The 25,973-nt window shown below is 41.3% G+C and carries 28 protein-coding genes; 11 read left to right on the forward strand and 17 right to left on the reverse strand.

All coding sequences use genetic code 11. The features are described 5' to 3' along the window. The first annotated feature begins 5 nt into the window (after positions 1-5). Positions 6-1,334, forward strand: coding sequence for a dipeptidase (locus tag QM877_RS06705; RefSeq protein WP_414317943.1), 1,329 nt, complete (start codon positions 6-8; stop codon positions 1,332-1,334). Between the two features lie 807 nt (positions 1,335-2,141). On the opposite strand, the gene QM877_RS06710 is transcribed toward QM877_RS06705, so the two are convergent. Continuing rightward, entirely contained in the window at positions 2,142-3,686 is a 1,545-nt protein-coding gene (locus QM877_RS06710; RefSeq protein ID WP_311522608.1) for a peptide chain release factor 3, read from the reverse strand. 212 nt (positions 3,687-3,898) lie between these two features. Here QM877_RS06710 and gatC point away from each other — a divergent pair, with 212 nt between their 5' ends. The 7 genes from gatC (at position 3,899) to nusB (ending at position 10,009) form a co-directional block, all read left to right on the forward strand. Further along, positions 3,899-4,201: an Asp-tRNA(Asn)/Glu-tRNA(Gln) amidotransferase subunit GatC gene (gatC, locus tag QM877_RS06715; RefSeq protein ID WP_414317944.1), complete on the forward strand. Its 303-nt coding sequence runs from the start codon at positions 3,899-3,901 to the stop codon at positions 4,199-4,201. Beyond that, on the forward strand, positions 4,201-5,667 hold the full coding sequence (gatA, locus tag QM877_RS06720; RefSeq protein ID WP_414317945.1) for an Asp-tRNA(Asn)/Glu-tRNA(Gln) amidotransferase subunit GatA: 1,467 nt from the start codon (positions 4,201-4,203) through the stop codon (positions 5,665-5,667). Before gatC ends, gatA begins: the two co-directional genes overlap by 1 nt. Next, a complete protein-coding gene (gene gatB / locus QM877_RS06725; protein ID WP_414317946.1) occupies positions 5,667-7,109 on the forward strand; it encodes an Asp-tRNA(Asn)/Glu-tRNA(Gln) amidotransferase subunit GatB in 1,443 nt (480 codons plus the stop codon). The genes gatA and gatB overlap by 1 nt, the downstream gene beginning before the upstream one ends. Before the next feature lie 124 nt (positions 7,110-7,233). Next, entirely contained in the window at positions 7,234-8,277 is a 1,044-nt protein-coding gene (locus QM877_RS06730) for a 2,3-butanediol dehydrogenase (protein WP_414317947.1), read from the forward strand. A gap of 338 nt (positions 8,278-8,615) precedes the next feature. Then, a complete protein-coding gene (efp, locus tag QM877_RS06735) occupies positions 8,616-9,176 on the forward strand; it encodes an elongation factor P (RefSeq protein WP_000568646.1) in 561 nt (186 codons plus the stop codon). A 28-nt stretch (positions 9,177-9,204) separates the two neighbouring features. After that, positions 9,205-9,594, forward strand: a complete 390-nt coding sequence (locus QM877_RS06740) for an Asp23/Gls24 family envelope stress response protein (protein ID WP_049503061.1) — start codon at positions 9,205-9,207, stop codon at positions 9,592-9,594. Next, entirely contained in the window at positions 9,587-10,009 is a 423-nt protein-coding gene (nusB, locus tag QM877_RS06745; RefSeq protein ID WP_281335152.1) for a transcription antitermination factor NusB, read from the forward strand. Before QM877_RS06740 ends, nusB begins: the two co-directional genes overlap by 8 nt. 54 nt (positions 10,010-10,063) lie before the next feature. Here the strand turns inward: nusB and QM877_RS06750 are convergent, their stop codons facing one another. The 15 genes from QM877_RS06750 to QM877_RS06820 all read right to left on the reverse strand — a co-directional run bounded on the left by QM877_RS06750 (position 10,064) and on the right by QM877_RS06820 (position 22,340). Then, positions 10,064-10,789, reverse strand: a complete 726-nt coding sequence (locus QM877_RS06750; RefSeq protein ID WP_414317948.1) for a lysostaphin resistance A-like protein — start codon at positions 10,787-10,789, stop codon at positions 10,064-10,066. A 276-nt stretch (positions 10,790-11,065) separates the two neighbouring features. After that, positions 11,066-11,833: an acetyl-CoA carboxylase carboxyl transferase subunit alpha gene (locus tag QM877_RS06755; RefSeq protein ID WP_414317949.1), complete on the reverse strand. Its 768-nt coding sequence runs from the start codon at positions 11,831-11,833 to the stop codon at positions 11,066-11,068. After that, complete coding sequence (gene accD / locus QM877_RS06760) at positions 11,830-12,696, reverse strand: acetyl-CoA carboxylase, carboxyltransferase subunit beta (RefSeq protein ID WP_414317950.1); 867 nt, start codon at positions 12,694-12,696, stop codon at positions 11,830-11,832. The genes QM877_RS06755 and accD overlap by 4 nt, the downstream gene beginning before the upstream one ends. A gap of 185 nt (positions 12,697-12,881) precedes the next feature. Further along, a complete protein-coding gene (gene accC / locus QM877_RS06765; RefSeq protein ID WP_049508931.1) occupies positions 12,882-14,249 on the reverse strand; it encodes an acetyl-CoA carboxylase biotin carboxylase subunit in 1,368 nt (455 codons plus the stop codon). An 11-nt stretch (positions 14,250-14,260) separates the two neighbouring features. Then, entirely contained in the window at positions 14,261-14,683 is a 423-nt protein-coding gene (gene fabZ / locus QM877_RS06770) for a 3-hydroxyacyl-ACP dehydratase FabZ (RefSeq protein WP_050129038.1), read from the reverse strand. Next, positions 14,680-15,120, reverse strand: coding sequence for an acetyl-CoA carboxylase biotin carboxyl carrier protein (gene accB / locus QM877_RS06775; protein WP_414317951.1), 441 nt, complete (start codon positions 15,118-15,120; stop codon positions 14,680-14,682). The genes fabZ and accB overlap by 4 nt, the downstream gene beginning before the upstream one ends. A 2-nt stretch (positions 15,121-15,122) precedes the next feature. Continuing rightward, entirely contained in the window at positions 15,123-16,358 is a 1,236-nt protein-coding gene (fabF, locus tag QM877_RS06780) for a beta-ketoacyl-ACP synthase II (protein WP_414317952.1), read from the reverse strand. 22 nt (positions 16,359-16,380) lie between these two features. Continuing rightward, the gene (gene fabG / locus QM877_RS06785; protein ID WP_414317953.1) at positions 16,381-17,115 is read right to left on the reverse strand and encodes a 3-oxoacyl-[acyl-carrier-protein] reductase; all 735 of its coding nucleotides are present in this window, start codon (positions 17,113-17,115) and stop codon (positions 16,381-16,383) included. Between the two features lie 31 nt (positions 17,116-17,146). Further along, complete coding sequence (gene fabD, locus QM877_RS06790; RefSeq protein WP_414317954.1) at positions 17,147-18,067, reverse strand: ACP S-malonyltransferase; 921 nt, start codon at positions 18,065-18,067, stop codon at positions 17,147-17,149. After that, positions 18,060-19,034, reverse strand: a complete 975-nt coding sequence (gene fabK / locus QM877_RS06795; protein WP_414317955.1) for an enoyl-[acyl-carrier-protein] reductase FabK — start codon at positions 19,032-19,034, stop codon at positions 18,060-18,062. Before fabK ends, fabD begins: the two co-directional genes overlap by 8 nt. A gap of 116 nt (positions 19,035-19,150) precedes the next feature. Further along, the gene (locus QM877_RS06800) at positions 19,151-19,375 is read right to left on the reverse strand and encodes an acyl carrier protein (protein WP_000257840.1); all 225 of its coding nucleotides are present in this window, start codon (positions 19,373-19,375) and stop codon (positions 19,151-19,153) included. A 56-nt stretch (positions 19,376-19,431) separates the two neighbouring features. After that, complete coding sequence (locus QM877_RS06805) at positions 19,432-20,406, reverse strand: beta-ketoacyl-ACP synthase III (RefSeq protein ID WP_414317956.1); 975 nt, start codon at positions 20,404-20,406, stop codon at positions 19,432-19,434. Beyond that, positions 20,406-20,840: a MarR family winged helix-turn-helix transcriptional regulator gene (locus QM877_RS06810; RefSeq protein ID WP_000386343.1), complete on the reverse strand. Its 435-nt coding sequence runs from the start codon at positions 20,838-20,840 to the stop codon at positions 20,406-20,408. Before QM877_RS06810 ends, QM877_RS06805 begins: the two co-directional genes overlap by 1 nt. A 91-nt stretch (positions 20,841-20,931) precedes the next feature. Then, a complete protein-coding gene (locus tag QM877_RS06815; RefSeq protein ID WP_414317957.1) occupies positions 20,932-21,717 on the reverse strand; it encodes an enoyl-CoA hydratase in 786 nt (261 codons plus the stop codon). Positions 21,718-21,827: 110 nt separating this feature from the next. Further along, positions 21,828-22,340: a hypothetical protein gene (locus QM877_RS06820; RefSeq protein WP_414317958.1), complete on the reverse strand. Its 513-nt coding sequence runs from the start codon at positions 22,338-22,340 to the stop codon at positions 21,828-21,830. Between the two features lie 203 nt (positions 22,341-22,543). Between QM877_RS06820 and QM877_RS06825 the strand changes: the two genes are divergently transcribed. The 3 genes from QM877_RS06825 to serS all read left to right on the forward strand — a co-directional run bounded on the left by QM877_RS06825 (position 22,544) and on the right by serS (position 25,770). Next, positions 22,544-23,908 carry an aspartate kinase gene (locus QM877_RS06825; RefSeq protein ID WP_414317959.1) on the forward strand — a complete coding sequence of 455 codons (1,365 nt, stop codon included), beginning with the start codon at positions 22,544-22,546 and terminating at the stop codon, positions 23,906-23,908. Between the two features lie 2 nt (positions 23,909-23,910). After that, positions 23,911-24,282, forward strand: coding sequence for a DUF956 family protein (locus QM877_RS06830; RefSeq protein WP_414317960.1), 372 nt, complete (start codon positions 23,911-23,913; stop codon positions 24,280-24,282). Between the two features lie 213 nt (positions 24,283-24,495). Further along, positions 24,496-25,770, forward strand: coding sequence for a serine--tRNA ligase (gene serS, locus QM877_RS06835; protein ID WP_049530108.1), 1,275 nt, complete (start codon positions 24,496-24,498; stop codon positions 25,768-25,770). 110 nt (positions 25,771-25,880) lie between these two features. Here serS and QM877_RS06840 read toward each other — a convergent pair. Next, positions 25,881-25,973 (reverse strand): IS3 family transposase (locus tag QM877_RS06840; protein WP_414274103.1); only part of this gene is annotated, 93 nt, incomplete at its 5' end.

The raw sequence follows: 25,973 nt of genomic DNA on the forward strand, positions 1-25,973 counted from the left end.
TACGGATGAAATCCTATATTACAGAATCAATCAAAGAGGATTTTCTTCAAAGTTTGAAAATAATCATCTCTTATCCTTCTGTTCTCAATGAAGGTGAAAATGGCACTCCCTTTGGTCAAGCAATTCAAGATGTCCTGAAAAAAACGTTGGACTTATGTCAAGAACTTGGTTTTAAAACCTACCTTGATCTTCAAGGATATTATGGGTATGCAGAAGTTGGTGAGGGGGATCTCCTTGCCATCCTCTGCCACCTAGATGTCGTTCCTGCAGGCGATTTGACAGACTGGGAAACTCCTCCATTTGAAGCTAGTATCAGAGATGGACGGATTTATGGTCGGGGTGCGCAGGATGATAAAGGACCTTCTCTTGCAGCCCTTTACGCAGTCAAAAGCTTGCTTGACCAAGGAATTCAATTCAAAAAACGGGTTCGTTTCATATTTGGTACTGATGAGGAAACCCTTTGGCGTTGTATGGCAAGATATAATACCATTGAAGAACAAGCCAGCATGGGATTTGCTCCTGATTCATCGTTCCCATTAACCTATGCAGAAAAAGGGCTCCTTCAGGTCAAACTTCATGGACCTGGATCAGAACAACTGGCCTTAGATGTAGGTGGAGCCTTTAATGTAGTACCTGATAAGGCAACTTATCAAGGACCACTTATGGAACAACTCCAAGAAAGTCTAATAGCTGCTGGTTACGATTATCAACAAAATGATCAGTCCCTTACTGTTCTAGGACTATCTAAGCATGCCAAGGATGCTAGCCAAGGGATTAATGCAGTCATTCGACTAGCCACCGTCCTTGATTCCATTCAATCCCATCCTGCACTGGCATTTCTTGCCAAAGAAGTTGGTCAAGATGGTCAAGGAAAAGGAATCTTTGGTGATATCAGCGACCAGCCTTCTGGGCATTTATCCTTTAATGTAGCTGCCTTAACCATTACTCCCGAAAGTTCTGAAATTCGAATTGATATTCGAATCCCAGTCCTTGCAGACAAGGATGCCCTTGTTCATCAGCTGATAGAGTGCGCAAAAGCTTACCAACTTAGCTACCATGAATTTGACTACCTGGCACCACTTTACGTTGCAAGAGATAGCACACTCGTCACTACACTCATGCAGGTTTATGAAGAAAAAACTGGTGACAAGAGTCCCGCTCTATCATCTGGCGGTGCAACCTTTGCACGTACGATGCCAAACTGTGTCGCTTTTGGCGCCCTCTTCCCAGGAAGAGAGCAAACAGAACACCAAGCAAATGAATATGCTATCTTAGATGATCTCTATCGTGCTATGGATATCTATGCTGAAGCTGTTTACCGATTGGCGACCTAAAAGACCTCCTAAACTCCGTCCCAAATCGGGACGGAGTTTTAGGAAAATTCTAAATAGCAAGCTACAACAAAAGCCAAGGAAGGGATTTTCTTGGCTTTTTGCAATAGTTTTAATGTAAGTTACCAACCCAGATACTCTTTTTTCATTACGACACACAGTTTGGCAAATCAATTTCATTTGCCAAACGAAGATAGTAAGACAGTGAGACAACTCTATTAGGTCTTTCCTTAATCTTCTTAGATTGTTACACAACCACATAAATTGACTTAACTACGCCGCGAAGAGGCAGAAACGCTGATAAGTTAACGATAGTTAGGCAGACCATTTTTGAATTGTTATGACGCAAAAGCCCACGAATCGATACCATTCGTGGACTTTGCCTAGTGAAACATTTAGGTAAACTGTCTTAGCGGTTAGTGCTTATTAGATTACGACACGGAGTTTGGCAAATCGATTCTATTTGGCAAACGAAGTTAGTAAGGCAGGTAGCTAGACCGCTTTCTAACCATTACGACGAAAAAGTCCACGAATCAAAACTATTCGTGGACTTTGCCTAGTGAAGCGTTTAAGTAAACTGTCTTAGCGGTTAGTGCTTATTAGATTACGACACGGAGTTTGGCAAATCGATTTCATTTGCCCAACGTAGTTAGTAAGGCAGTTAGCTAGTTCGCTCACTACCAGTTACGACGTAAAGTTTTACGAATCGATAATATTCGTAAAACTTTACTAGTGGAGCGTTTAGGTAGACCGCCATAGCGGTTACCGTCAAATGACAGCAACTTTATGTTGCTAGTCATTTGTAACGATTTACATCTTCTCTTCTAACTCTACATCCGGATACTTGTCCGCAAACCAGCGGAGGGCAAAGTCGTTTTCAAAGAGGAAGACAGGTTGGTCAAAGCGGTCTTTAGCCAAGATGTTTCGACTTGAAGACATGCGCTCATCCAAATCTTCTGGTTTAATCCAGCGAACGGTCTTTTTACCCATTGGGCTCATAACCACTTCTGCATTGTACTCATTTTCCATACGGTGTTTGAAGACTTCAAACTGCAATTGGCCAACGGCCCCAAGCATGTATTCACCCGTTTGGTAGTTTGTATAAAGCTGAATAGCTCCTTCTTGAACCAATTGCTCAATCCCTTTGTGGAAGGATTTTTGCTTCATAACGTTCTTAGCAGAAACTTTCATGAAAATTTCAGGTGTAAAGGTTGGCAGTGGTTCAAATTCAAACTTATTTTTCCCAACTGTCAGAGTATCTCCAACCTGATACGTACCTGTATCGTAAACCCCGATGATATCTCCTGCCACGGCATTGGTCACATTCTCACGACTTTCCGCCATAAACTGAGTCACATTAGACAGCTTGGCACCCTTACCAGTACGAGGCAGATTGACACTCATGCCACGCTCAAATTCACCCGATACGATACGGACAAAGGCGATACGGTCACGGTGACGAGGGTCCATGTTGGCTTGGATTTTAAAGACAAAGCCTGAGAAGTCCTTGTCGTAAGGATCCACAATTTCACCATCCGTTTTCTTATGTCCATGTGGTTCTGGAGCAAACTTGAGGAAGGTTTCAAGGAAGGTCTGCACACCAAAATTAGTAAGAGCTGAACCGAAGAAGACTGGCGTCAATTCTCCAGCCAGAATAGCTTCCTCTGAGAATTCATTTCCTGCTTCATTCAAAAGCTCGATATCATCTTTAACTTGTTCATAGAATGGGTTGCTCCCAAAAAGTTTATCGCCATCTTCTAGGCTAGCAAATCGTTCGTCTCCTTTGTAGAGTTCCAAACGTTGGTTATAAAGATCATAGAGCCCCTCAAAGGCTTTCCCCATCCCAATTGGCCAATTCATTGGATAACTGGCAATCCCTAGAACTTCTTCCAATTCCTGCAAGAGGTCCAATGGTTCACGACCGTCGCGGTCCAACTTATTCATAAAGGTAAAGACAGGAATGCCACGGTGCTTGACAACCTCAAACAATTTTTTGGTTTGGGCCTCGATACCCTTGGCAGAGTCCACTACCATGACCGCAGCATCCACCGCCATCAAGGTCCGATAGGTGTCTTCTGAGAAGTCCTCGTGCCCTGGTGTGTCTAGGATATTGACACGCTTACCGTCGTAGTCAAATTGCATAACAGATGAAGTAACCGAAATCCCACGTTGCTTCTCGATATCCATCCAGTCAGACTTAGCAAAGGTCCCTGTTTTCTTCCCTTTTACAGTACCAGCCTCACGAATCTCGCCCCCAAAGTAGAGCAACTGCTCAGTAATAGTAGTTTTCCCCGCGTCCGGGTGGGAGATGATGGCAAAGGTACGGCGTTTCTTAATTTCTTCTTGAATATTCATAAGTTCTCTTTCTTTGATTCTCTATTTTTCTTGTTTCAATAACTAAGAATGATTTCTACATTGGATTTTACCATTCCTTTCAACACTCCATTATATCGAATTTTAGCATTTTTTTCAATTTCTATTTCTTTTCACTTCCCCCTCCCTTATTTATAGGAAAATATGGTAAAATAGAACAGATAAATAATCATCATTTCACGAAAGGATGCAAGATGAAAATTACGCAAGAAGAGGTAACACACGTTGCCAATCTTTCAAAATTAAAATTCTCAGAAGAAGAAACTGCTGAGTTTGCGACAACCTTGTCTAAGATTGTTGATATGGTCGAATTGCTCGGCGAAGTCGACACTACTGGTGTTGAACCAACGACTACCATGGCAGATCGCAAGACCGTTCTTCGCCGAGACGTAGCCGAAGAAGGAACTGACCGTGATCGCTTATTTAAAAATGTACCTGAAAAAGACAATTACTATATCAAGGTACCAGCTATCCTGGACGATGGAGGAGATGCCTAATGACTTTTAACAATAAAACGATTGAAGAGTTGCATAATCTCCTTGTATCTAAGGAAATTTCTGCAACCGAACTAACGCAAGCAACGCTTGAAGATATCAAGGCGCGTGAAGAAGCTATCAATGCCTTTGTCACTATCGCTGAAGATCAAGCTCTTTCTCAAGCTAAAGCTATTGACGAAACTGGAATTGACGCTGACAATGTCCTTTCAGGAATTCCGCTAGCAGTTAAGGATAACATCTCTACAGACGGCATCCTCACAACTGCAGCTTCAAAAATGCTTTATAACTACGAGCCAATCTTTGATGCGACAGCTGTTGCAAATGCAAAATCTAAGGGCATGATCGTTGTTGGGAAAACCAACATGGACGAGTTTGCCATGGGTGGTTCTGGTGAAACATCTTACTACGGTGCAACTAAAAATGCTTGGGACCACAACAAGGTTCCTGGTGGATCATCTAGTGGTTCCGCAGCTTCTGTAGCTTCAGGACAAGTCCGTTTGTCTCTTGGTTCTGATACAGGTGGATCCATCCGCCAACCTGCCGCCTTCAACGGAATTGTCGGTCTCAAACCAACCTACGGAACAGTTTCACGTTTCGGTCTGATTGCCTTTGGTAGTTCATTAGACCAGATTGGTCCTTTTGCTCCTACCGTTAAGGAAAATGCGCTCTTGCTCAATGCTATTGCTAGCGAAGATGCAAAAGACTCTACTTCTGCTCCTGTCCGCATTGCTGACTTTACTTCAAAAATCGGACAAGACATCAAGGGCATGAAAATTGCTTTGCCTAAGGAATACCTTGGTGAAGGGATTGACCCAGAAGTTAAGGAAACTATCCTCAACGCCGCTAAGCACTTTGAAAAACTTGGTGCAGTTGTAGAAGAAGTCAGCCTTCCACACTCTAAATACGGGGTTGCAGTTTACTACATCATCGCTTCATCTGAAGCTTCTTCAAACTTACAACGTTTTGACGGTATCCGCTATGGTTTCCGTGCTGAAGACGCTAAGAACTTGGACGAGATTTACGTTAATACTCGCAGCCAAGGATTTGGTGATGAAGTAAAACGTCGTATCATGCTTGGTACTTTCAGTCTTTCATCAGGTTACTACGATGCCTACTACAAGAAAGCTGGTCAAGTTCGTACCCTCATCATCCAAGATTTTGAAAAAGTCTTTGCAGATTACGATCTCATCCTTGGTCCAACAGCTCCAAGCGTAGCCTTTGACTTGGATTCACTCAACCACGATCCAGTTGCTATGTACTTGGCGGATCTCTTGACAATCCCAGTTAACTTGGCTGGTCTACCAGGAATTTCGATTCCTGCAGGATTTGCTCAAGGTCTACCTGTAGGTTTGCAATTGATTGGTCCTAAATACTCAGAAGAGACTATCTACCAAGCTGCTGCTGCTTTTGAAGCAACAACAGACTACCACAAACAACAACCCGTGATTTTTGGAGGTGATAACTAATGAACTTTGAAACAGTCATTGGACTTGAAGTCCACGTAGAGCTCAACACCAATTCAAAAATCTTCTCACCTACTTCTGCTCACTTTGGAAATGACCAAAATGCCAATACAAACGTGATTGACTGGTCTTTCCCAGGCGTACTGCCAGTTCTCAATAAGGGGGTTGTCGATGCTGGTATCAAAGCAGCTCTTGCCCTCAACATGGACATCCACAAGAAGATGCACTTTGACCGCAAGAACTACTTCTACCCTGATAATCCAAAAGCCTACCAAATTTCTCAGTTTGATGAGCCAATCGGTTACAACGGTTGGATTGAAGTGGAGCTAGAAGATGGTACAACTAAGAAAATCGGTATCGAACGTGCCCACTTGGAAGAAGATGCCGGTAAGAACATTCACGGAACAGATGGTTTCTCTTATGTCGACCTCAACCGTCAAGGAGTGCCATTGATTGAGATTGTATCTGAAGCGGACATGCGTTCTCCTGAAGAAGCTTACGCTTATCTAACAGCCCTGAAGGAAGTTATCCAATATGCTGGTATTTCCGACGTTAAGATGGAAGAAGGTTCAATGCGTGTAGATGCTAACATTTCCCTTCGTCCTTATGGTCAAGAGAAATTTGGTACCAAGACTGAGTTGAAAAACTTGAACTCCTTCTCAAATGTCCGCAAGGGTCTTGAGTACGAAGTGCAACGTCAGGCTGAAATTCTTCGCTCAGGTGGTCAAATCCGCCAAGAAACACGTCGTTACGATGAAGCGAACAAAGCAACCATCCTCATGCGTGTCAAGGAAGGGGCTGCTGACTACCGTTACTTCCCAGAACCAGACCTACCACTCTTTGAAATCTCAGACGAGTGGATTGAGGAAATGCGGACTGAGTTACCAGAGTTTCCAAAAGAACGTCGTGCTCGCTACGTATCTGACCTTGGTTTATCAGACTACGATGCTAGTCAGTTGACAGCTAATAAAGTTACTTCTGACTTCTTTGAGAAAGCTGTTACCCTCGGTGGCGATGCCAAACAAGTCTCTAACTGGCTCCAAGGGGAAGTTGCTCAGTTCTTGAATGCCGAAGGCAAGACACTGGAACAAATCAAATTGACACCAGAAAACTTGGTAGAAATGATTGCCATCATCGAAGACGGTACGATTTCGTCTAAGATTGCCAAGAAAGTCTTTGTCCACCTAGCTAAAAATGGCGGTGGAGCTCGTGAATACGTTGAAAAAGCAGGTATGGTTCAAATCTCAGATCCTGATGTTTTGATTCCAATCATCCACCAAGTCTTTGCGGATAACGAAGCTGCTGTTGCCGACTTCAAGTCAGGTAAACGTAATGCAGACAAAGCATTTACTGGATTCCTCATGAAAGCAACTAAAGGCCAAGCCAACCCACAAGTCGCCCTTAAACTCCTTGCCCAAGAATTGGCGAAGTTGAAAGAAGATTAATATGTAAAAGAAACCAGCCCTGAGGTTGGTTTTTCTTGACAAACACAAGGAAAGCGTTTACAATATTACATGTAAAGTTTCCTAAAAGGAAAACTAAAAATCGCAACAATAAGGAGTTATTCATATGGCTACAATGAAAGCAGCTCGCTGGCATGCAGCAAAAGATGTTCGTATTCAAGAAGTAGAAGTCCCTGAGGTACTTCCGCACCAAGTAAAAGTTGCTGTTAAATTCACAGGAATTTGTGGTACTGACCTCCACGAATTTTTAGATGGCCCTATCTTCATCCCAACAGAAGAACATGTCTATTCTGGTCAAAAAGCACCAGTAACACTGGGACATGAATTTTCTGGTGAAATTGTAGAAGTCGGAAGCGATGTTACTCGTGTTAAAATTGGTGATCGTGTTGCTGTAGAACCAATTCTAGCTAAGAATAACTTAGTTGGTAATTATAATTTGGATCCAAACCTTAATTTTGTCGGTTTGGCTGCAGACGGTGGATTTGCCAAATATTGTGTTTTAGACGGTGACTTAGTACATGTCATTCCAGATAGCTTAAGCTATGAGCAAGCTGCTCTCACTGAGCCAGCTGCTGTTGCAGTTTATGCAGTTCGTCAATCAGCACTAAAAACTGGTGATACTGCTGCTGTCTTTGGCTTAGGTCCGATTGGTCTCTTAATTGTAGAAGCCCTTCGTGCAGCGGGTGCTTCTAAGATTTATGCTGTTGAACTATCACCTGAACGTCAAGCAAAAGCTGAAGAGTTAGGAGCTATCGTTGTCCGTCCGGAAGAAGGTGAAACAGCTGTTGAAGCTATTCATCGTTTAACAAACGGTGGTGTAGATGTTTCTTATGAAGTAACGGGTGTGCCAGTAGTTTTAGGACAAGCCTTAGCTGCCGTACATAAAGCAGGTGAGTGCATGGTGGTCTCTATCTGGGAACGAGAAGCAAATATTAATCCGAATGAATTTGCAATCCAAGAAAAGACACTAAAAGGAATCATTGCTTATCGTCATATCTTCCCTAAAGTATTAGAATTGATGGAACAAGGCTACTTCTCTGCTGAAAAATTAGTTACTAAGAAAATTAAATTGGAAAATATCGTCGAAGAAGGCTTTATCGAATTAACTCAAGATAAGTCACAAATTAAAATTTTGGTAGAACCAGAATAAAAATCAATCTTTTTAAGACAATACTGACAGGTCGGAGTAAGCTTACTTCGGCCTTTTGAAATATAATACTCTTCGAAAATCTCTTCAAACCACGTCAGCTTCCATCTGCAACCTCAAAACAGTGTTTTGAGCAACCTGCGGCTAGCTTCCTAGTTTGCTCTTTGATTTTCATTGAGTATGAGAAGAAATATAGTGGATACTCTTTAACATTAACCACTCCACCTGACTAGGCTATATTCTTTTTCTGCCCTACCATGTCCCAATAACTATTTTGGCTTTATTTCCAGAAGATTTTATGGTAGAATGAAGAGTAAACTATTTATTAAAGAGGTAAAAACATGATTGAAGCAAGTAAACTAAAGGCTGGTATGACTTTTGAAACAGCTGAAGGAAAATTGATCCGCGTTTTGGAAGCTAGCCACCACAAACCAGGTAAAGGAAACACTATCATGCGTATGAAATTGCGTGATGTCCGTACTGGTTCAACATTTGAAACAAGCTACCGCCCAGAAGAAAAATTTGAGCAAGCGATCATCGAAACAGTTCCAGCTCAATACTTGTACAAAATGGACGACACAGCTTACTTCATGAACACAGAAACTTATGACCAATACGAAATTCCTGTTGTGAATGTTGAAAACGAATTGCTTTACATCCTTGAAAACTCAGATGTAAAAATCCAATTCTACGGAACTGAAGTAATCGGTGTAACTGTACCAACTACTGTTGAATTGACAGTTGCTGAAACACAACCATCTATCAAAGGTGCTACTGTTACAGGTTCTGGTAAACCAGCAACAATGGAAACTGGTCTTGTCGTAAACGTTCCAGACTTCATCGAAGCAGGTCAAAAATTGATTATCAACACTGCAGAAGGAACTTACGTTTCTCGCGCCTAATCTCTAGAAACTAGAAAGAGGTCATTCTATGGGAATTGAAGAACAACTTGGCGAAATCGTCATCGCCCCACGTGTACTAGAAAAAATCATTGCTATTGCAACTGCGAAAGTTGAAGGCGTACACTCTTTTTCAAACAAATCAGTATCTGACACCCTTTCAAAACTTTCTCTTGGTCGTGGCGTATACCTAAAAGAAGCTAACGATGAGCTCACAGCTGATATCTACCTCTACCTAGAGTACGGTGTCAAAGTTCCTAAGGTTGCTATGGCTATCCAGAAAGCTGTTAAGGATGCTGTCCGTAACATGGCTGATGTTGAAATCTCTGCCGTCAACATTCACGTTGCTGGTATCGTTCCAGATAAAACACCAAAACCAGAATTGAAAGACTTATTCGACGAGGACTTCCTCAATGACTAGTCCATTATTAGAATCTAGACGTGAGCTACGTAAATGTGCTTTCCAAGCTTTGATGAGTCTTGAATTTGGTTCAGATCTAGAAACTGCTTGTCGCTTCGCCTACACGCATGATCGCGAAGATGCAGATGTGCAACTTCCTAACTTCCTTGTGGAGCTCGTTTCTGGTGTCCAAGCTAAAAAGGATGATCTGGATAAACAAATCACTCAACATTTGAAAACTGGTTGGACCATCGATCGTCTGACTTTAGTGGAAAAAACTCTTCTACGCCTAGGAGTTTTTGAAATTACTTCATTTGATACTCCTCAACTCGTAGCTGTTAACGAAGCCATTGAACTTGCTAAGAGCTTTTCAGATCAAAAGTCAGCCCGTTTCATCAATGGACTCCTCAGTCAATTTGTGACAGAAGAAGATTAAATAATATAGAAAAAGTGTTTGACAGTTATCAAACACTTTTTTCTTTGCCTTCCACTATCTAAAAAAGTGATAATAGACATAATTATAAACAAATATCCAGATGGGCTTGGCATAAGTGAGAAAGTTGAAAAAACTATGGCATAGGATTGTAATTCTCAGGTTCTTTGTCCAACGGTAGACAAGGGCATAGAAGAGACCGCCTAAACTATAAATGATCAAACTGATAGGATCTCGGTGAGTTAAGATCAAATGACTAAGTCCAAAGATAAGAGCAGATAGGATAACATCCAGATAGTACTTGGACTGGGGGAAAAAGGTATTCATAAAGTACCCTCTATGAATCAGTTCCTCCAATATAGGTCCGACGACTACTGTTAAACTAAAACTGAGAACAGTTGATAGAAAAGTTGGTTGTCCATTTGAATACAAGGCTGAAAGAAGGTCTTGAAAGATATACTTGTTATCAATGAAGTGATGAAACTGTAACTGAAAAGCATCCACCAATTGACGATCAAAATAAGTAGCCACTAGACCAACTACAAGGTAAAAGAACCTTGACTTCTTTGAACCCTTTTTTTCAAAAATATAGAGCATCTCTTTCTTTTTGAGCCAGTAGATAAATAATAGCAAAAGAGCTATTACTTCAACTGTTAAAAAGATAGAATAGCCATTTATCCCCCATCCTAAAAACTTAGTCAGATGCACAATCCCTAACTCTGGTAGATAAACCGATAGAAATACCAGTAAGATATAGACTCCCAAATGCCAAAGTTTTTTCATACTCATTCCTTAAAAAAATTAAAATTACCTTGATGGAGGGAAAAATTAACACCCCCTATTCAGTTTATCAGTTATATACTGACCTAGCACAGCATAAAAACTATTAAAACTTAATCTATTCTTTGTAACACTTATAGATTATCATCCCTTATTATATAATATACATTTTTTTTAACGACTCTCAGTTCCATTTCCTCAACTGTCAATTCTTAATCCTGACATATCTTTTTTATAGCAGCCAAAAAGCTAGAACCTTTTTTAGTTCTAGCTGTCTTTTTAATATTTTCTAAAGCGTTGATAACGTTCTTCAATGAGCTGTTCTAGTGGCAGTTTACCAAGTTCATCAAGTTCTGCCTGGAGTTGTTCCTTCACTTGCTTGATCAGTTCTTTACTTGATAGACCCACCTCAGAGATGACCTTATCAACAACTTGCATATCCAACAACTCATACGAGGTGATTTTCATCAACTCAGCTGCTTCCATGGCACGCGTGCCATCTTTCCACAAGATAGAAGCAAAGCCTTCGGGACTGAGAACTGCATAGATAGAGTTTTCTAGCATCCAAACACGGTCAGCAACTGCTAGAGCTAGAGCTCCACCAGAGCCACCTTCACCAATAATAATGGCGATAATGGGCACTTTTAGGTCGCTCATCTCCATGAGGTTACGAGCAATGGCTTCGCCTTGACCACGTTCTTCTGCGCCTACACCAGGATAGGCACCAGCAGTATTAATAAAGGTTACAATTGGACGACCAAACTTTTCTGCTTGCTTCATCAAACGAAGGGCCTTGCGGTAGCCTTCTGGATGGGGTTGTCCAAAGTTACGGTTAAGATTATCTTGTAAACTTTTACCTTTTTGGATTCCAACTACAGTTACTGCTTGTTCTCCCAACCATCCGATACCACCAATAACAGCACCATCATCTCTGAATGAGCGATCCCCATGTAGTTCTACAAAGTCATCAAAAATTCCTGTTGCGAAGTCCAAGGCAGTTAAGCGGGTTTGTTCACGTGCTTCTCTGACGATTTTCGCTATATTCATAAACGATCCCCCTTATGCAACCTTACTAATCGAGCAATCATATCTGGCAATTCTCGCCGTTTTACAATTGCATCTACAAAGCCATGCTCTAGAAGAAACTCTGCCTTCTGGAAATCCTCTGGTAAGTCTTCCCTTACCGTATTTTCAATCACACGGCGTCCAGCAAAACCTACCAAACTTTGCGGTTCTGCCAAGATAATATCCCCTTCCATAGCGAAGGAAGCTGTTACTCCTCCAGTCGTCGGGTCCGTAAGGATTGTCAGATAAAAGAGACCTGCATTGGAATGACGTTTGACTGCTGCAGAGATTTTGGCCATCTGCATCAAGCTCATGATTCCTTCTTGCATACGAGCACCACCAGAAGCTGTAAACAAGACGACTGGTAATTTTTCAGTGGTCGCATATTCGAACAAGCGAGTGATTTTCTCACCAACAACTGTCCCCATTGACGCCATAATAAAGTTAGAATCCATGATGCCAAGGGCAACCTTCTCTCCCTTAATCAAAGCTGTTCCTGTAACAACAGCCTCATCAAGACCTGTCTTTTCACGCATCAAAGTCAATTTTTTACGATAGCCTGGAAAATTCAAAGGATCCTGAGTCTCAATCCCTTTAAACATTTCTAAAAACGTACCCATATCAATGGTTAAAGCTAAACGCTCTTGAGCTGAAATACGGAAGGTATAGCCACAGTGAGGGCATATACGCTCACTCCCCAAGTCCTTTTGGTAAATCGTATATTTGCAACCTGGACATTGGGAGAAGAGCTCATCTGGAACCTCTGGCTTGATCTGAGGTTGATTTACAGTCGAACGATTGGGATTGATTCGAATATATTTATCTTTTTTACTAAATAGAGCCATACATCCCCCTTTTCAGTCTTATACTATTTTTATACTCAATGAAAATCAAAGAGCAAACTAGGAAGCTAGCCGCAGGTTTCTCAAAGCACTGCTTTAAGGTTGTAGATAAGACTGACGAAGTCAGTCACATATATAATCCCAAGCGAAGCTGACGCAGTTTGAAGAGATTTTCGAAGAGTATTACATTATTCTTTTTCTTGATAGTGTGGTAAGAAGGTCTCCATCAAGAATGAGGTGTCATAGTCTCCTGCTATTACTCGACGATCTGAAATCAAATCGAGTTGAAAATCAGCATTGGTGACGACCCCTTCAATTTCGAGTTCATAAAGAGCTCGTTGCATTTTCATAAGAGCATCAAAACGATTTTCCCCATGAACGATAATCTTAGCAATCATACTATCATAGTATGGCGGAATGGTATAACCTGGATAAACTGCAGAGTCAACACGCAAGCCGACACCACCACTCGGTAGATAAAGATTGGTAATCTTACCTGGACTTGGTGCAAAATTAAAGGCTGGATTTTCTGCGTTAATTCGACACTCAATGGCGTGTCCTTTTAGAACAATATCTTCTTGCTTCAAGGTCAATGGTTGACCTGCTGCGATACGGATTTGTTCCTTGACAATATCCACACCAGAAACAAATTCGGTTACTGGATGTTCGACTTGGACACGCGTATTCATCTCCATAAAGTAGAATTTCCCAGTTGCTTCATCTAGTAGGAATTCAATAGTACCAGCATTTTCATAACCAACAGACTCCGCTGCACGGACTGCTGCAGCACCAATTTCATTACGCAGTGTTTTCCCGATAGCAATGGAAGGACTTTCTTCTAAAACCTTTTGGTTATTCCGCTGAAGCGAACAGTCACGCTCACCTAGGTGAATAACATGTCCCATTTGGTCAGCAAGAATCTGTACTTCAATATGGCGGGCAGGATAAATGACACGCTCAAGGTACATAGCTCCATTACCAAAGTTTGCTTTAGCTTCACTAGAGGCTGTTTCAAAGGCTGATACAAGATCTTCTGCTTTTTCAACCTTACGAATCCCTTTTCCACCACCTCCAGCTGAAGCTTTCAGCATAACTGGATAACCAATTTTTTCAGCAATAGCAAGAGCCTCTTCTGCAGTATGGACTTCTCCATCTGATCCTGGAATGACAGGTACGTTTGCCTTAATCATTTGAGCACGGGCGTTAATTTTATCTCCCATGACATCCATGACACGAGCTGATGGTCCGATAAATTTGATCCCAACTTCTTCACACATGGTTGCAAATTTGGAATTTTCACTTAAAAAACCAAATCCAGGGTGAATAGCTTCAGCTTCAGTCAATACCGCAGCTGATAGGATAGCATTGATGTTCAGATAAGATTCTGTAGCCTTTCCAGGGCCGATACAGATAGCCTCATCAGCCAAAAGCGTGTGGAGAGCTTCCTTGTCAGCAGTCGAATAGACAGCGACTGTTGCAATTCCTAATTCTCGTGCCGCACGAATAATACGAACAGCAATTTCACCACGATTGGCAATTAAAATCTTACGAAACATGGAAAACCTCCCTAGTTTCCAATAGCAAAGGTCAGAGTACCGCTTGCTGCAAGCTTACCATCTACTTCTGCCTTCGCTTCTACTACGGCGATTGTGCCACGACGTTTGACAAAAGTTGCTGTCATGACAAGCTGATCACCAGGAACAACTTGTTTCTTAAACTTAACCTTATCCATACCAGCATAGAAGACAAGTTTTCCTTTATTTTCAGGTTTAGACAATTCCAAAACACCTGCTGTCTGAGCCAAGGCTTCCATAATGAGGACTCCAGGCATAACTGGGTATTGAGGAAAATGACCATTGAAGAAAGGTTCGTTAATCGTTACATTTTTAATAGCAACGATTGTATCTTCACTGACTTCCAAAACACGATCTACTAAGAGCATGGGATAACGGTGTGGCAAAGCTTCTTTAATTTCTTGAATATCAATCATTTGATACGTACCAAGCCTTTCCCAAACTCAACCATTTCTTCATTTTCAACTAAAATTTCTGTTACAACACCATCTTTAGGTGCTGGAATTTCATTCATGATCTTCATGGCTTCGATGATAACCAAGGTTTGGCCTTTTTTAATAGTATCACCGACTGAAACAAAATTAGATTTGTCTGGTCCGGCAGCCAAGTAAGCAACTCCGACAAGTGGACTTTCTACAAGGTCCCCCTCAGCTACAGATTCACTAGCACTTGATTCTGAAACTACTTCTACAGCTGGTGTAGTTTGAACTTGAGGTGCTGGACTTGCTTCTGAAACAAGTTTCGCTTCATTCTTACTGAAGACCAACTCGTCCGTTCCATTTTTATAAGAAAATTCTTTCAAGCTTGACTGGTCAAATTGTGCCATCAAGTCTTTGATTTCATTTAAATTCATCTTTACTTATTCTCCCAACGTTTGAAAGCAAGGACTGCATTATGCCCACCAAATCCAAAGGTATTTGAGATAGCATATGGAATTTCACGCTCCAATCCCTGTCCATAGATAACGTTCGCTTCGATATAGTCTGACAATTCTTTCGTTCCAGCTGTCATCGGTACATAGTTGTTACGGATGGCTTCAATTGTTGCAATTGCTTCAACTGCACCAGCTGCACCGAGCAAGTGTCCAGTAAATGACTTGGTTGAAGATACAGGTACTTCCTTACCAAGAACTGCTACGATAGCACCACTTTCTCCCTTTTCATTAGCAGGAGTTGATGTACCATGAGCATTGACATAAGCTACTTGATCTGGTGTGATCTCTGATTCTTCCAAGGCAAGTTTGATGGCTTTAATAGCTCCTTGACCTTCTGGATGTGGTGAAGTCATATGGTAGGCATCACAGGTATTCCCGTAACCAACAACTTCAGCCAAGATAGTTGCTCCCCGTTTTTGAGCATGCTCTAAACTTTCAAGAACCAACATCCCTGCCCCTTCTCCCATGACAAAACCATTACGGTCTTTGTCAAATGGAATAGAGGCACGACTTGGATCCTCTGTTGTTGAAAGAGCTGTCAAGGCTTGGAAGCCTGCAATGGCAAATGGAGTGATAGAAGCCTCAGAACCACCAACTAGCATAACATCTTGGTAACCAAACTTAATGGAACGAAAGGCATCCCCGATTGCATCATTTGAAGAAGCACAAGCAGTATTGATAGATTTACAAATACCATTAGCACCAAATCGCATAGCAACATTTCCTGAGCCCATATTTGCTAAAGCTTTTGGAAGGGTCATCGGTTTCACACGTTTTGGACCTTTTTCATGAAGGCGAATGACTTGATCTTCGATTTCCTTGATTCCACCAATACCTGAAGCAACGATAACACCAAAGCGATCCTTATCCAGAGCTTCTACATCAAGACCTGCATGATTAACGGCTTCTTGGGCTGCATATAGCGCATACAAAGAATAAGCATCAAAACGGTTGGTATCTTTTTTTACAAAATATTTGTCAAAAGGAAAATCTTTGATTTCTGCCGCATTATGCACTGCAAATTCACTATGATCAAACTTAGTAATTTCACCAATTCCAATCTTACCAGTTTTTAAGCTGTTCCAAAATTCTTCTGGTGTGTTTCCGATTGGAGATGTCACTCCATAACCTGTCACTACTACTCGCTTCAGTTTCATTCTTCTACCTCTATTTTAACTCTTATTGCATGGTTAGTCCACCATCAATTGCAATTACTTGTCCTGTTAGATAATCTTGACTAGCGAGAAAGGCTGTCACATCAGCAACCTGCTCTGCTTGTCCAAACTGTTTCATCGGAATTTGTGCCAACATGGCATCCTTTACTTTATCTGTCAAGACTGCGGTCATATCCGATTCAATCATCCCTGGCGCAATAGCATTTACTCTCACATTGCGATTAGCAACCTCACGCGCTACAGACTTGGTAAAACCAATCAATCCTGCCTTAGAAGCAGCGTAGTTTGCTTGACCGATATTTCCCATCAAACCAACGACACTAGACATATTGATGATAGCACCTTCGCGAGCTTTTATCATCGGTTTCAAGACTGATTGTGTCATATTGAAGGCACCCGTAAGATTGACTTTTAAGACCTTCTCAAAGTCTACTTCTGTCATCTTGAGCAGGAGAGTGTCTTGGGTAATCCCGGCATTGTTGACTAAAACATCAACTGATCCCAACTCCTCAATCGCTTGGTCCACCATGCGCTTAGCATCTGCAAAATCTGAGACATCTCCAGAAATGGCTAGAACCTTGACACCGTATGGCTTAAATTCGGCTAGAAGCTCCTCGGAGATTTCACCACGACTATTCAAGACAACATTGGCTCCCAAGCTGGCAAATTTATGAGCAATGGCAAGACCAATTCCTCGACTTGAGCCTGTAATAAAGACATTTTTCTGTTCTAGTTTCATGTTTCTCCTTTCAGAACTTCTACCAGTTTGGCTAATTTTCTAAGAGTGTTTGTAAGCTTGCTTGATCTTCCACATTAGCCAGTTGGGCTGTTTTATCAATCTTTTTGACGAATCCTGACAAAACTTTACCAGGTCCAATCTCGATAAAACGAGTGACACCAGTTTCTTGCATAAGAGCAATACTTTCATAAAAACGCACCGGTTCCTTAACTTGATGAATTAAGAGTTCTGCAATTCGTTCTCTTTCCATGACCTTTGCTTCTGTATTGCCAACAAGTGGACAAGCAAAATCAGAAAACTCAATCTCTGTCAGGGCTTGAGCTAATTTTTGACTAGCAGGTTCCAATAAAGCTGTATGGAAAGAACCTGAAACATTTAATGGAATCAAACGTTTAGCTCCCGCTTCTTGCAGGAGTTGAACTGCACGATCTACCGCCACTACCTCACCACCAATAACAATTTGACTTGGGGTATTGTAGTTAGCTGGAGTCACAACACCAAGTTGAGAAGCTTCTTGACAAGCTTTTTCGATAACTTCAACTGGTGTATTTAGCACAGCTACCATTTTCCCTGATCCTGCTGGTGCTGCTTCTTCCATATAAGACCCACGTTTAGCAACTAGAGCCACTGCATCTTTGAAATTCAAGGCACCACTAGCTACAAGGGCAGAGTATTCTCCAAGAGACAAACCTGCCACCATATCAGGCTGGTAACCTTTTTCCTTTAGTAGTCGGTAAATAGCAACGGATGTAGCTAAAATAGCTGGTTGTGTGTAACGAGTCTGATGTAGCTTCGTTTCATCGTTATCAATCAAGTCACGAAGGTCATAACCTAAGACTTGGCTAGCTTGATCGATTGTTTCCTTGACGATAGCATATTGGTCGTATAGCTCACGTCCCATTCCAAGGTACTGGGCTCCTTGACCTGCAAATAGAAAGGCTGTTTTAGTCATTTCTTGTAACTCCTGCCCAACGAGCAGCTTCTGCTTGAATCTTTTCAGCTGCACCATAGTAAATATCTTTTAAGATTTCTTCAACAGTTTCTTCTTTAGATACCAAACCTGCAATCTGGCCGGCCATCACTGAACCGCCATCCACATCCCCATGGACAACTGCTTTAGCTAAGGCTCCTGCGCCCATCTGCTCAAAAATTTCTAAATCTGGATTTTCTTGTTTAAAGGCATCTTTTTCAGCTTGCTCGAAATCACGAGTCAATTTGTTTTTAATGGCACGAACTGCGTGTCCAAAATGTTGTGCCGAAATCGTTGTATCAATATCACGAGCTTTTAAAATTTTAGCTTTATAGTTAGGATGGGCATTTGATTCTTTAGCAACTACAAAACGAGTTCCTACTTGCACAGCCTCTGCACCAAGCATAAAGCCAGCAGCAGCTCCTTCACCGTCTGCAATACCACCAGCAGCGATAACAGGAATAGAAACAGCAGCTGCAACTTGACGAACCAAGGTCATAGTTGTTAGTTTACCGATGTGTCCACCAGCTTCCATACCTTCAGCAATGACGGCATCCGCTCCAATTTTTTCCATGCGTTTAGCCAAAGCAACACTAGGAACTACAGGAATAACGGTAATTCCAGCATCATGGAAACGCTGCATATATTTACTTGGGTTTCCTGCGCCAGTTGTGACTACTTTAACCCCTTCTTCAATGACGAGGTCAACAATATCATCAACAAATGGAGACAGAAGCATAATGTTGACACCAAAAGGCTTGTCTGTTAAAGATTTAATCTTATCGATATTGGCCTTAACCACTTCTTTAGGAGCATTTCCTCCACCGATGATACCTAGACCACCTGCTTTTGAAACAGCTCCAGCAAGGTCACCATCTGCCACCCAGGCCATTCCACCTTGGAAGATAGGATATTTAATATTCAATAATTCTGTAATACGTGTTTTCATAGTGCCTCCATATGTCTTGCTTACGTAATAGTTCGACTACATTATAATTTGACAGTCAAACTATTACCTAAACAAGAGGGAGCGGGTCCCCCCTACTCCTTCTTCATTTATTTTAATTATTTTGTTTGCTCTTCAACGTAAGCAACCAAGTCACCAACTGTTTTCAAGTTGTCTTCAGCTTCGATTTGGATATCAAAAGCATCTTCAATTTCTGAGATCACTTGGAACAAGTCCAATGAATCTGCATCCAAATCATCAAAAGTAGATTCAAGTGTTACTTCTGATGCATCTTTTCCAAGTTCTTCAACGATAATTTCTTGTACTTTTTCAAATACTGCCATGATAGACTCCTTTTAAATAAATAGTTTTTATAACAATGTGTTCACCACATGATTACCTAAATTGTAACAATAAGCGTGCCCCATGTCAAACCTCCACCGAAGCCTGACAAGAGAATTTTTTGGCTACCATCTAAACGAATGAGCCCTTCCTCTACACACTCTGAAAGTAGGATCGGAATACTTGCCGCACTGGTATTTCCATACTTGGTCATATTGGCAGGAAGCTTGTCTCGATCTACACCGATCTTTCTAGCCATCTTATCTAGAATGCGGATATTAGCTTGATGAAGCAAGAGATAGTCTAGTTCTTCTGCCGACAGAGGACTCTCTTCTATGGTATTTTTTATAGACTTAGCAACATCTCGAATCGCAAAATCAAAAACTGCTCGGCCATCCATTCTCAAGAAAGCATCGGGCTTTTCTTGATTTGAAAATGGTGAAGTTAAACCAGTCTGTCCAAAGGTCAAACAATCACTACGCGAACCATCGCTATTGAGACTCTCCGCTAGGAAATGTGGCTCTTCGCTTGCTTCTAACAAGATGCCCCCAGCTCCATCTCCAAATAGGACAGCAGTTGAGCGATCCGACCAGTCTAAAGCTTTTGACATAGTTTCACTACCGATAACTAGACCCTTACGATAAGCTCCTGAAGAGATAAACTTCTCTGCAGTTGATAGGGCAAAGATAAAGCCACTACAGGCAGCTGTTAAGTCATAGGCAAAAGCCTTATGAGCGCCGATTTTAGCCTGAACACGAGCGGCTGTTGAAGGCATCATCGAGTCAGGTGTCATCGTAGCTAGAATGATAAAATCCAACTCTTCAGCAGAAATCCCTGACTTCTCTAGGAGTTGTTTTGCAACTACCGTTGCCAAATCTCCTGTTGATTCTGTCTTAGAAATGCGACGTTCCTTAATCCCAGTTCGACTTGAAATCCATTCATCACTCGTATCCATAACCTGAGCTAAATCCTCATTTGTGATAATCTGCTCTGGTACATAATGAGCAACCTGGCTTATTTTTGCAAAAGCCATTATTTCAAATCCTCCAAAAATTGATAAAGATTGGTCAAACCTTTACTCATGACGTCCATTTCCTCTGGGCTCATTCCTTCGATAATTCTTTCGACCATGGCCTTGTGGAAACGTTTATGGAGACGATGTACGAGTCGACCTTTCTTGGTCAAATGCAGATGTACTACACGACGATCCTGATCTGAACGCAAGCGTTCGATGTAACCTTTCCGTTCCAAGTTGTTCAAACTAGTTGTCACTGTTCCTAGAGTTACCATCAACTCTTTGGACACTTGACTTGGTGTCACATCTGGAAACTTACCAATCACATCAATTGTGTGCATTTCCTTGATAGAGATGTCCTTGAAACGACTACCTCGCAAACTTACTTCCTCAATCACCAGGACGTTATTAAAAATAGATGTTAAATAGTCATTGATCCGTTGGTAGTCCAATTCTCTTCCCTCCCTTATCAAAAAAGTTTAACTATCAAAACATTTGACAAAAAAAGTATATCAAACTTCAAAGAATTGTGCAAGTATTTTATTATTTCCCCAAAAATTTTGGACGTCTTCTTTCAGAATGTGCACGAACACCTTCCTTAAAATCTTCGGTATAAGATAGAGTTTCCTGTAGCTCCAGTTCCAATTTGGCATATTCATGCCACTGCTTAAACTCGCTCTCCCAGACCAATTTCTTAATGGCTGCGTAAGAGTTAGTAGAGCCTCTTCTCAACTTCTTCAATAGTTGCTCTCTTGTCTTTTCCAGTTGCTCACTAGCACACAGACGATAGACAGCTCCTGCTTCTAAAGCCTTCTCAGCTGTAAAAGCTTCACCGGTCATAGCCAGTTGCGTTGCCCGAGTCGCTCCTAACGATCGTGTCAGCAAGAATAAACCACCCGCATCTGGAGCCAGGCCCACGCCTACAAAGGCTTGAATAAATTTAGCCTTGTCCGATGCAATACAGAAGTCAACAGCCAAGGCCATATTGGCAGCTGCACCAGCAACTGCTCCGTCTACTTCCATGATGACAGGCTTAGGAATTTGCTTCATTTTATAAGAAATGGCATTGACTAATTCTGCAATCTGAGCCAAGGATGCAATATCATCCTCATCGATAGCTCGTTTCATCTCTTCCAAGTCTCCTCCGACAGAAAAAACCTTGCCTGCTGCATTGATGAGAATATAGGAAACAGCACTATCTTTTCCAGCTAATTCTAAGGCTTCTAAAATTTCCTGACACATTGGAATATGAAAACCATTTGCTACCTCGGGACGATTCAGAGTAAGAATCGCTAGATCGTCTTGAACTTGATAGAGAATATGATTCATAGCCACTCCTTTTAAATTACATTGATGTTTAAATTATTTTATTTTCAAGTTATATCTTTTTCTTGTTTATAAGACAAGAGAAAAATCGACCGAAAGTGTCTCGGCCGATTTTAAAATCTTAGTTTAGTCTCTAAAAATACAGGAAAACTAGTACTTGTATCATCTACGAAATCATAAATCACTTCAAGCATTCTCCCTCCTTCTCTCTGATAGAGCTGTTCTTGGTTGGATCCCTTATGGTAGAATTCTCCTGAAACCATGTAAAAAACACGATTTGGATCTTCTAGGTAGGCAAAAAGATTGCCTGTAAAAGGAGCTTCCTTGTCTCCGTCCTTGTTAACCAGACTTGTAGCTAAGAGTTTTGTGATTCCTCTAAATTGTCCACTTTCATCTGTTCGACAATAAAACTTGACTCTAGCTCCATAGTTAGGATTGACGATAAGCTTTTCAGAGAGAATTCGATAGGTCCTTGCCTTACTATCTGACAAGCCGATAGATAAGATAATTTTTGCCCTCTCAACTGAAATCTGACCTTCCTGAGCATATTCAATCGCTAATTCTTCTCCGGTCAAACGACCACTGGAAAGAGGATGAGAAGTTGCTCCTATATTTGTAGGAATCATCACGAAGGTAAGGAATAGTATTAAACAAAACACTCTTTTGATCATCTTACTCAACTCCTTTATATGTGAAGAGTTTTCCCCCTACACCTTTATTATAAGCTTTTTTGATGAGACATTCAAACAATTATATAGGAAATTTTCCAGATTGAAAAAAGCCCCTCTTTCTGCTATAATCGTATAAAATACTTACTTTAGGAGTTCTTATGAAGGTTGTTAAATTTGGTGGAAGCTCGCTTGCCTCTGCTAGTCAGTTAGAAAAAGTTTTAAATATTGTCAAAAGTGATCCAGAACGTCGTTTTGTGGTTGTATCTGCCCCTGGTAAACGCAATTCTGAAGATACTAAGGTTACAGATGCCTTGATTAAATACTACCGCGACTATGTAGCTGGAAATGACATTAGCAAAAGCCAAAACTGGATTATTGATCGCTATGCTGCTATGGTTAGCGAATTAGGTCTTAAACCAGCCGTTTTAGACAAAATTTCAAAAAGCATCCGTGCTCTTGCAACTCTTCCAATTGAAGATAATAAGTTTCTCTATGATACCTTTCTAGCAGCTGGAGAAAATAACAATGCCAAGTTGATTGCAGCCTACTTCAACCAAAATGGATTGGAAGCACGTTATGTTCATCCTAGAGAAGCTGGTATCGTCGTTACGAGCGAACCAGGAAATGCGCGAATCATCCCATCAAGTTACGATAAAATCGAGGAATTGACAAATTCAACTGAAGTTCTTGTTATCCCTGGTTTCTTCGGTGTTACTAAAGAAGATCAAATTTGTACCTTCTCACGTGGGGGATCAGATATTACTGGTTCTATCATTGCTGCTGGTGTCAAGGCTGACCTCTATGAAAACTTTACTGATGTAGATGGAATCTTTGCAGCTCACCCTGGTATTATCCATAAGCCACACTCTATCCCAGAATTGACCTACCGTGAAATGCGTGAATTGGCCTATGCAGGATTCTCTGTACTACACGATGAAGCACTTCTACCAGCCTACCGTGGGAAAATTCCTCTGGTTATCAAAAATACCAACAATCCTGAGCATCCAGGTACTCGTATCGTTCTAAAACACAGTAGTGATGAATTTCCAGTTGTAGGAATTGCTGGAGATTCAGGATTTGTCAGCATTAATATGTCTAAGTATTTGATGAACCGCGAAATCGGTTTTGGTCGTAAAGTTCTTCAGATTCTTGAGGACCTTAATATTGGTTGGGAACACATGCCAACTGGTATCGATGACCTGTCTATCATTTTACGTTCACGAGAATTGACTCCGATTAAGGAAGAAGAAATCCTTCGTCAATTAGTTCAAAAAGCAGAAGTAGATCACGCTGAAATCGAACACGACCTCTCTATCATTATGATTGTTGGGGAAAAAATGAAGCGCCATATCGGGGTAACTGCCACAGCCACTCGTGCCTTATCTGAAAACAACATTAATATCCAAATGATGTCACAAGGTTCTAGTGAAGTTTCTATCATGTTTGTTGTCCATAAAGACCAAGAAAAAGCCGCTCTTAAAGCTCTCTACCAAGCATTTTTCGATGAAAATAAGGAAAACTAAACATGGCACAATCCCTCAACAAGGTCGTCGACTTGCAAACAACTGGAACCTCCTATCTCTCCATTACAGGAAAGGTTGGAAAATTTCTGGTTGGAGATCATGCCCTAGAATTTTACGCAGACCGGAATGTCGAGGACTATATTCAAATCCCATGGTCCAGCGTTAACCAAATCGGAGCCAATGTTTCAGGCCGCAAGGTCAGTCGTCATTTTGAAATCTTTACAGATCAAGGAAAATTCCTCTTCGCCTCAAAAGACTCTGGAAAAATCCTTAAGATTGCTCGCGAAAAACTAGGCAATGACAAGGTCGTCAAACTTCCTACCCTGATTCAGACAATTAGCCAAAAATTTAAAAATCTATTTGCAAAAAAGTAGAAACTTTAGTATAATCATAGCAACGGATAAGTAGGTTATCTTCTTCTTTCAGAAAGTCTGCGGATGCTGCGAGCAGATAGGAGGGATAGGTGAAATTCTACCGTTAGTAACAATTACATACACAATCAAGTGCACACCTGTGAAGTTGGATGGAACCGTGGCCCTGCCACTCCAACGCTTTGTCAGGTGTGCTTTTTTCACAAAGGAGTTCTTATGTTAGATATCAAACGTATTCGTACAGACTTTGATGCTGTCGCAGAAAAATTGGCTACACGTGGTGTAGATGCTGCTGTCTTAAATGAAATGAAAGAAATCGATGCTAAACGACGTGACATCTTGGTTAAGGTTGAAACCCTCAAGGCTGAACGTAACACAGTTTCTGCTGAGATTGCACAAGCTAAACGTAACAAGGAAAATGCCGATGATAAGATTGCAGCTATGCAAACCCTCTCTGCCGAGGTAAAAGCTCTTGATGCAGAATTGGCTGAAATCGATGCTAAATTGACAGAATTTACCACAACACTTCCAAATATCCCAGCTGATAGCGTGCCTATCGGTGCAGACGAAGACGATAACGTAGAAGTTCGCCGTTGGGGAACTCCTCGCGAGTTCGACTTTGAACCAAAAGCTCACTGGGATCTAGGTGAAGATCTTGGTATTCTTGACTGGGAACGTGGTGGAAAAGTAACTGGTGCCCGCTTCCTCTTCTATAAAGGCCTTGGAGCTCGTTTGGAACGTGCTATTTACAACTTTATGTTGGATGAACATGGAAAAGAAGGCTACACTGAAGTCATCACACCTTACATGGTTAACCATGATTCTATGTTCGGTACTGGTCAATATCCAAAATTCAAAGAAGATACGTTTGAATTGAAAGATACTAACTACGTCCTCATTCCTACTGCTGAAGTTCCTCTGACCAACTACTACCGTGATGAAATTCTTGATGGAAAAGACTTGCCAATCTACTTTACTGCTATGAGTCCATCATTCCGTTCTGAAGCTGGTTCAGCTGGTCGCGATACTCGCGGTTTGATTCGTTTACACCAATTCCACAAGGTAGAAATGGTGAAATTTGCCAAACCTGAAGAGTCATACGAAGAACTAGAAAAGATGACAGCCAACGCTGAAAACATCCTTCAAAAACTCAACCTTCCATATCGTGTGGTTGCTCTCTCTACTGGAGATATGGGCTTCTCTGCTGCTAAGACTTATGACTTGGAAGTATGGATTCCTGCGCAAAATACTTATCGTGAAATCTCAAGCTGTTCAAATACAGAAGATTTCCAAGCTCGTCGTGCCCAAATCCGTTACCGTGATGAAGCCGATGGTAAGGTTAAACTTCTTCATACTTTGAATGGTTCTGGACTTGCTGTTGGACGTACAGTCGCTGCTATCCTTGAAAACTATCAAAACGAAGATGGTTCTGTGACCATTCCAGAAGTTCTTCGTCCATACATGGGTGGAGCTGAAGTTATCAAACCATAATTAATTGAATGTAAAAAGAGGAGGCTGAGCTTCCTCTTTTTTAGTAATATCTAAAAAACAGGTAGAAAATTCTCGTTTCTGTACTGACCCCAAAAAGTTAGACAATTAATTTATTCAAAGGATTTAGTTCTGTATTGCACAGGACTGAGTCCTTTTAGTTTTACCTTAATTCGTTTGTTGTTGTAATAATCAATATAGTTTAC

This window comes from Streptococcus infantis, from assembly GCF_047463655.1.
In the GTDB taxonomy this organism is placed as follows: Bacteria; Bacillota; Bacilli; order Lactobacillales; family Streptococcaceae; genus Streptococcus; species Streptococcus infantis_Z.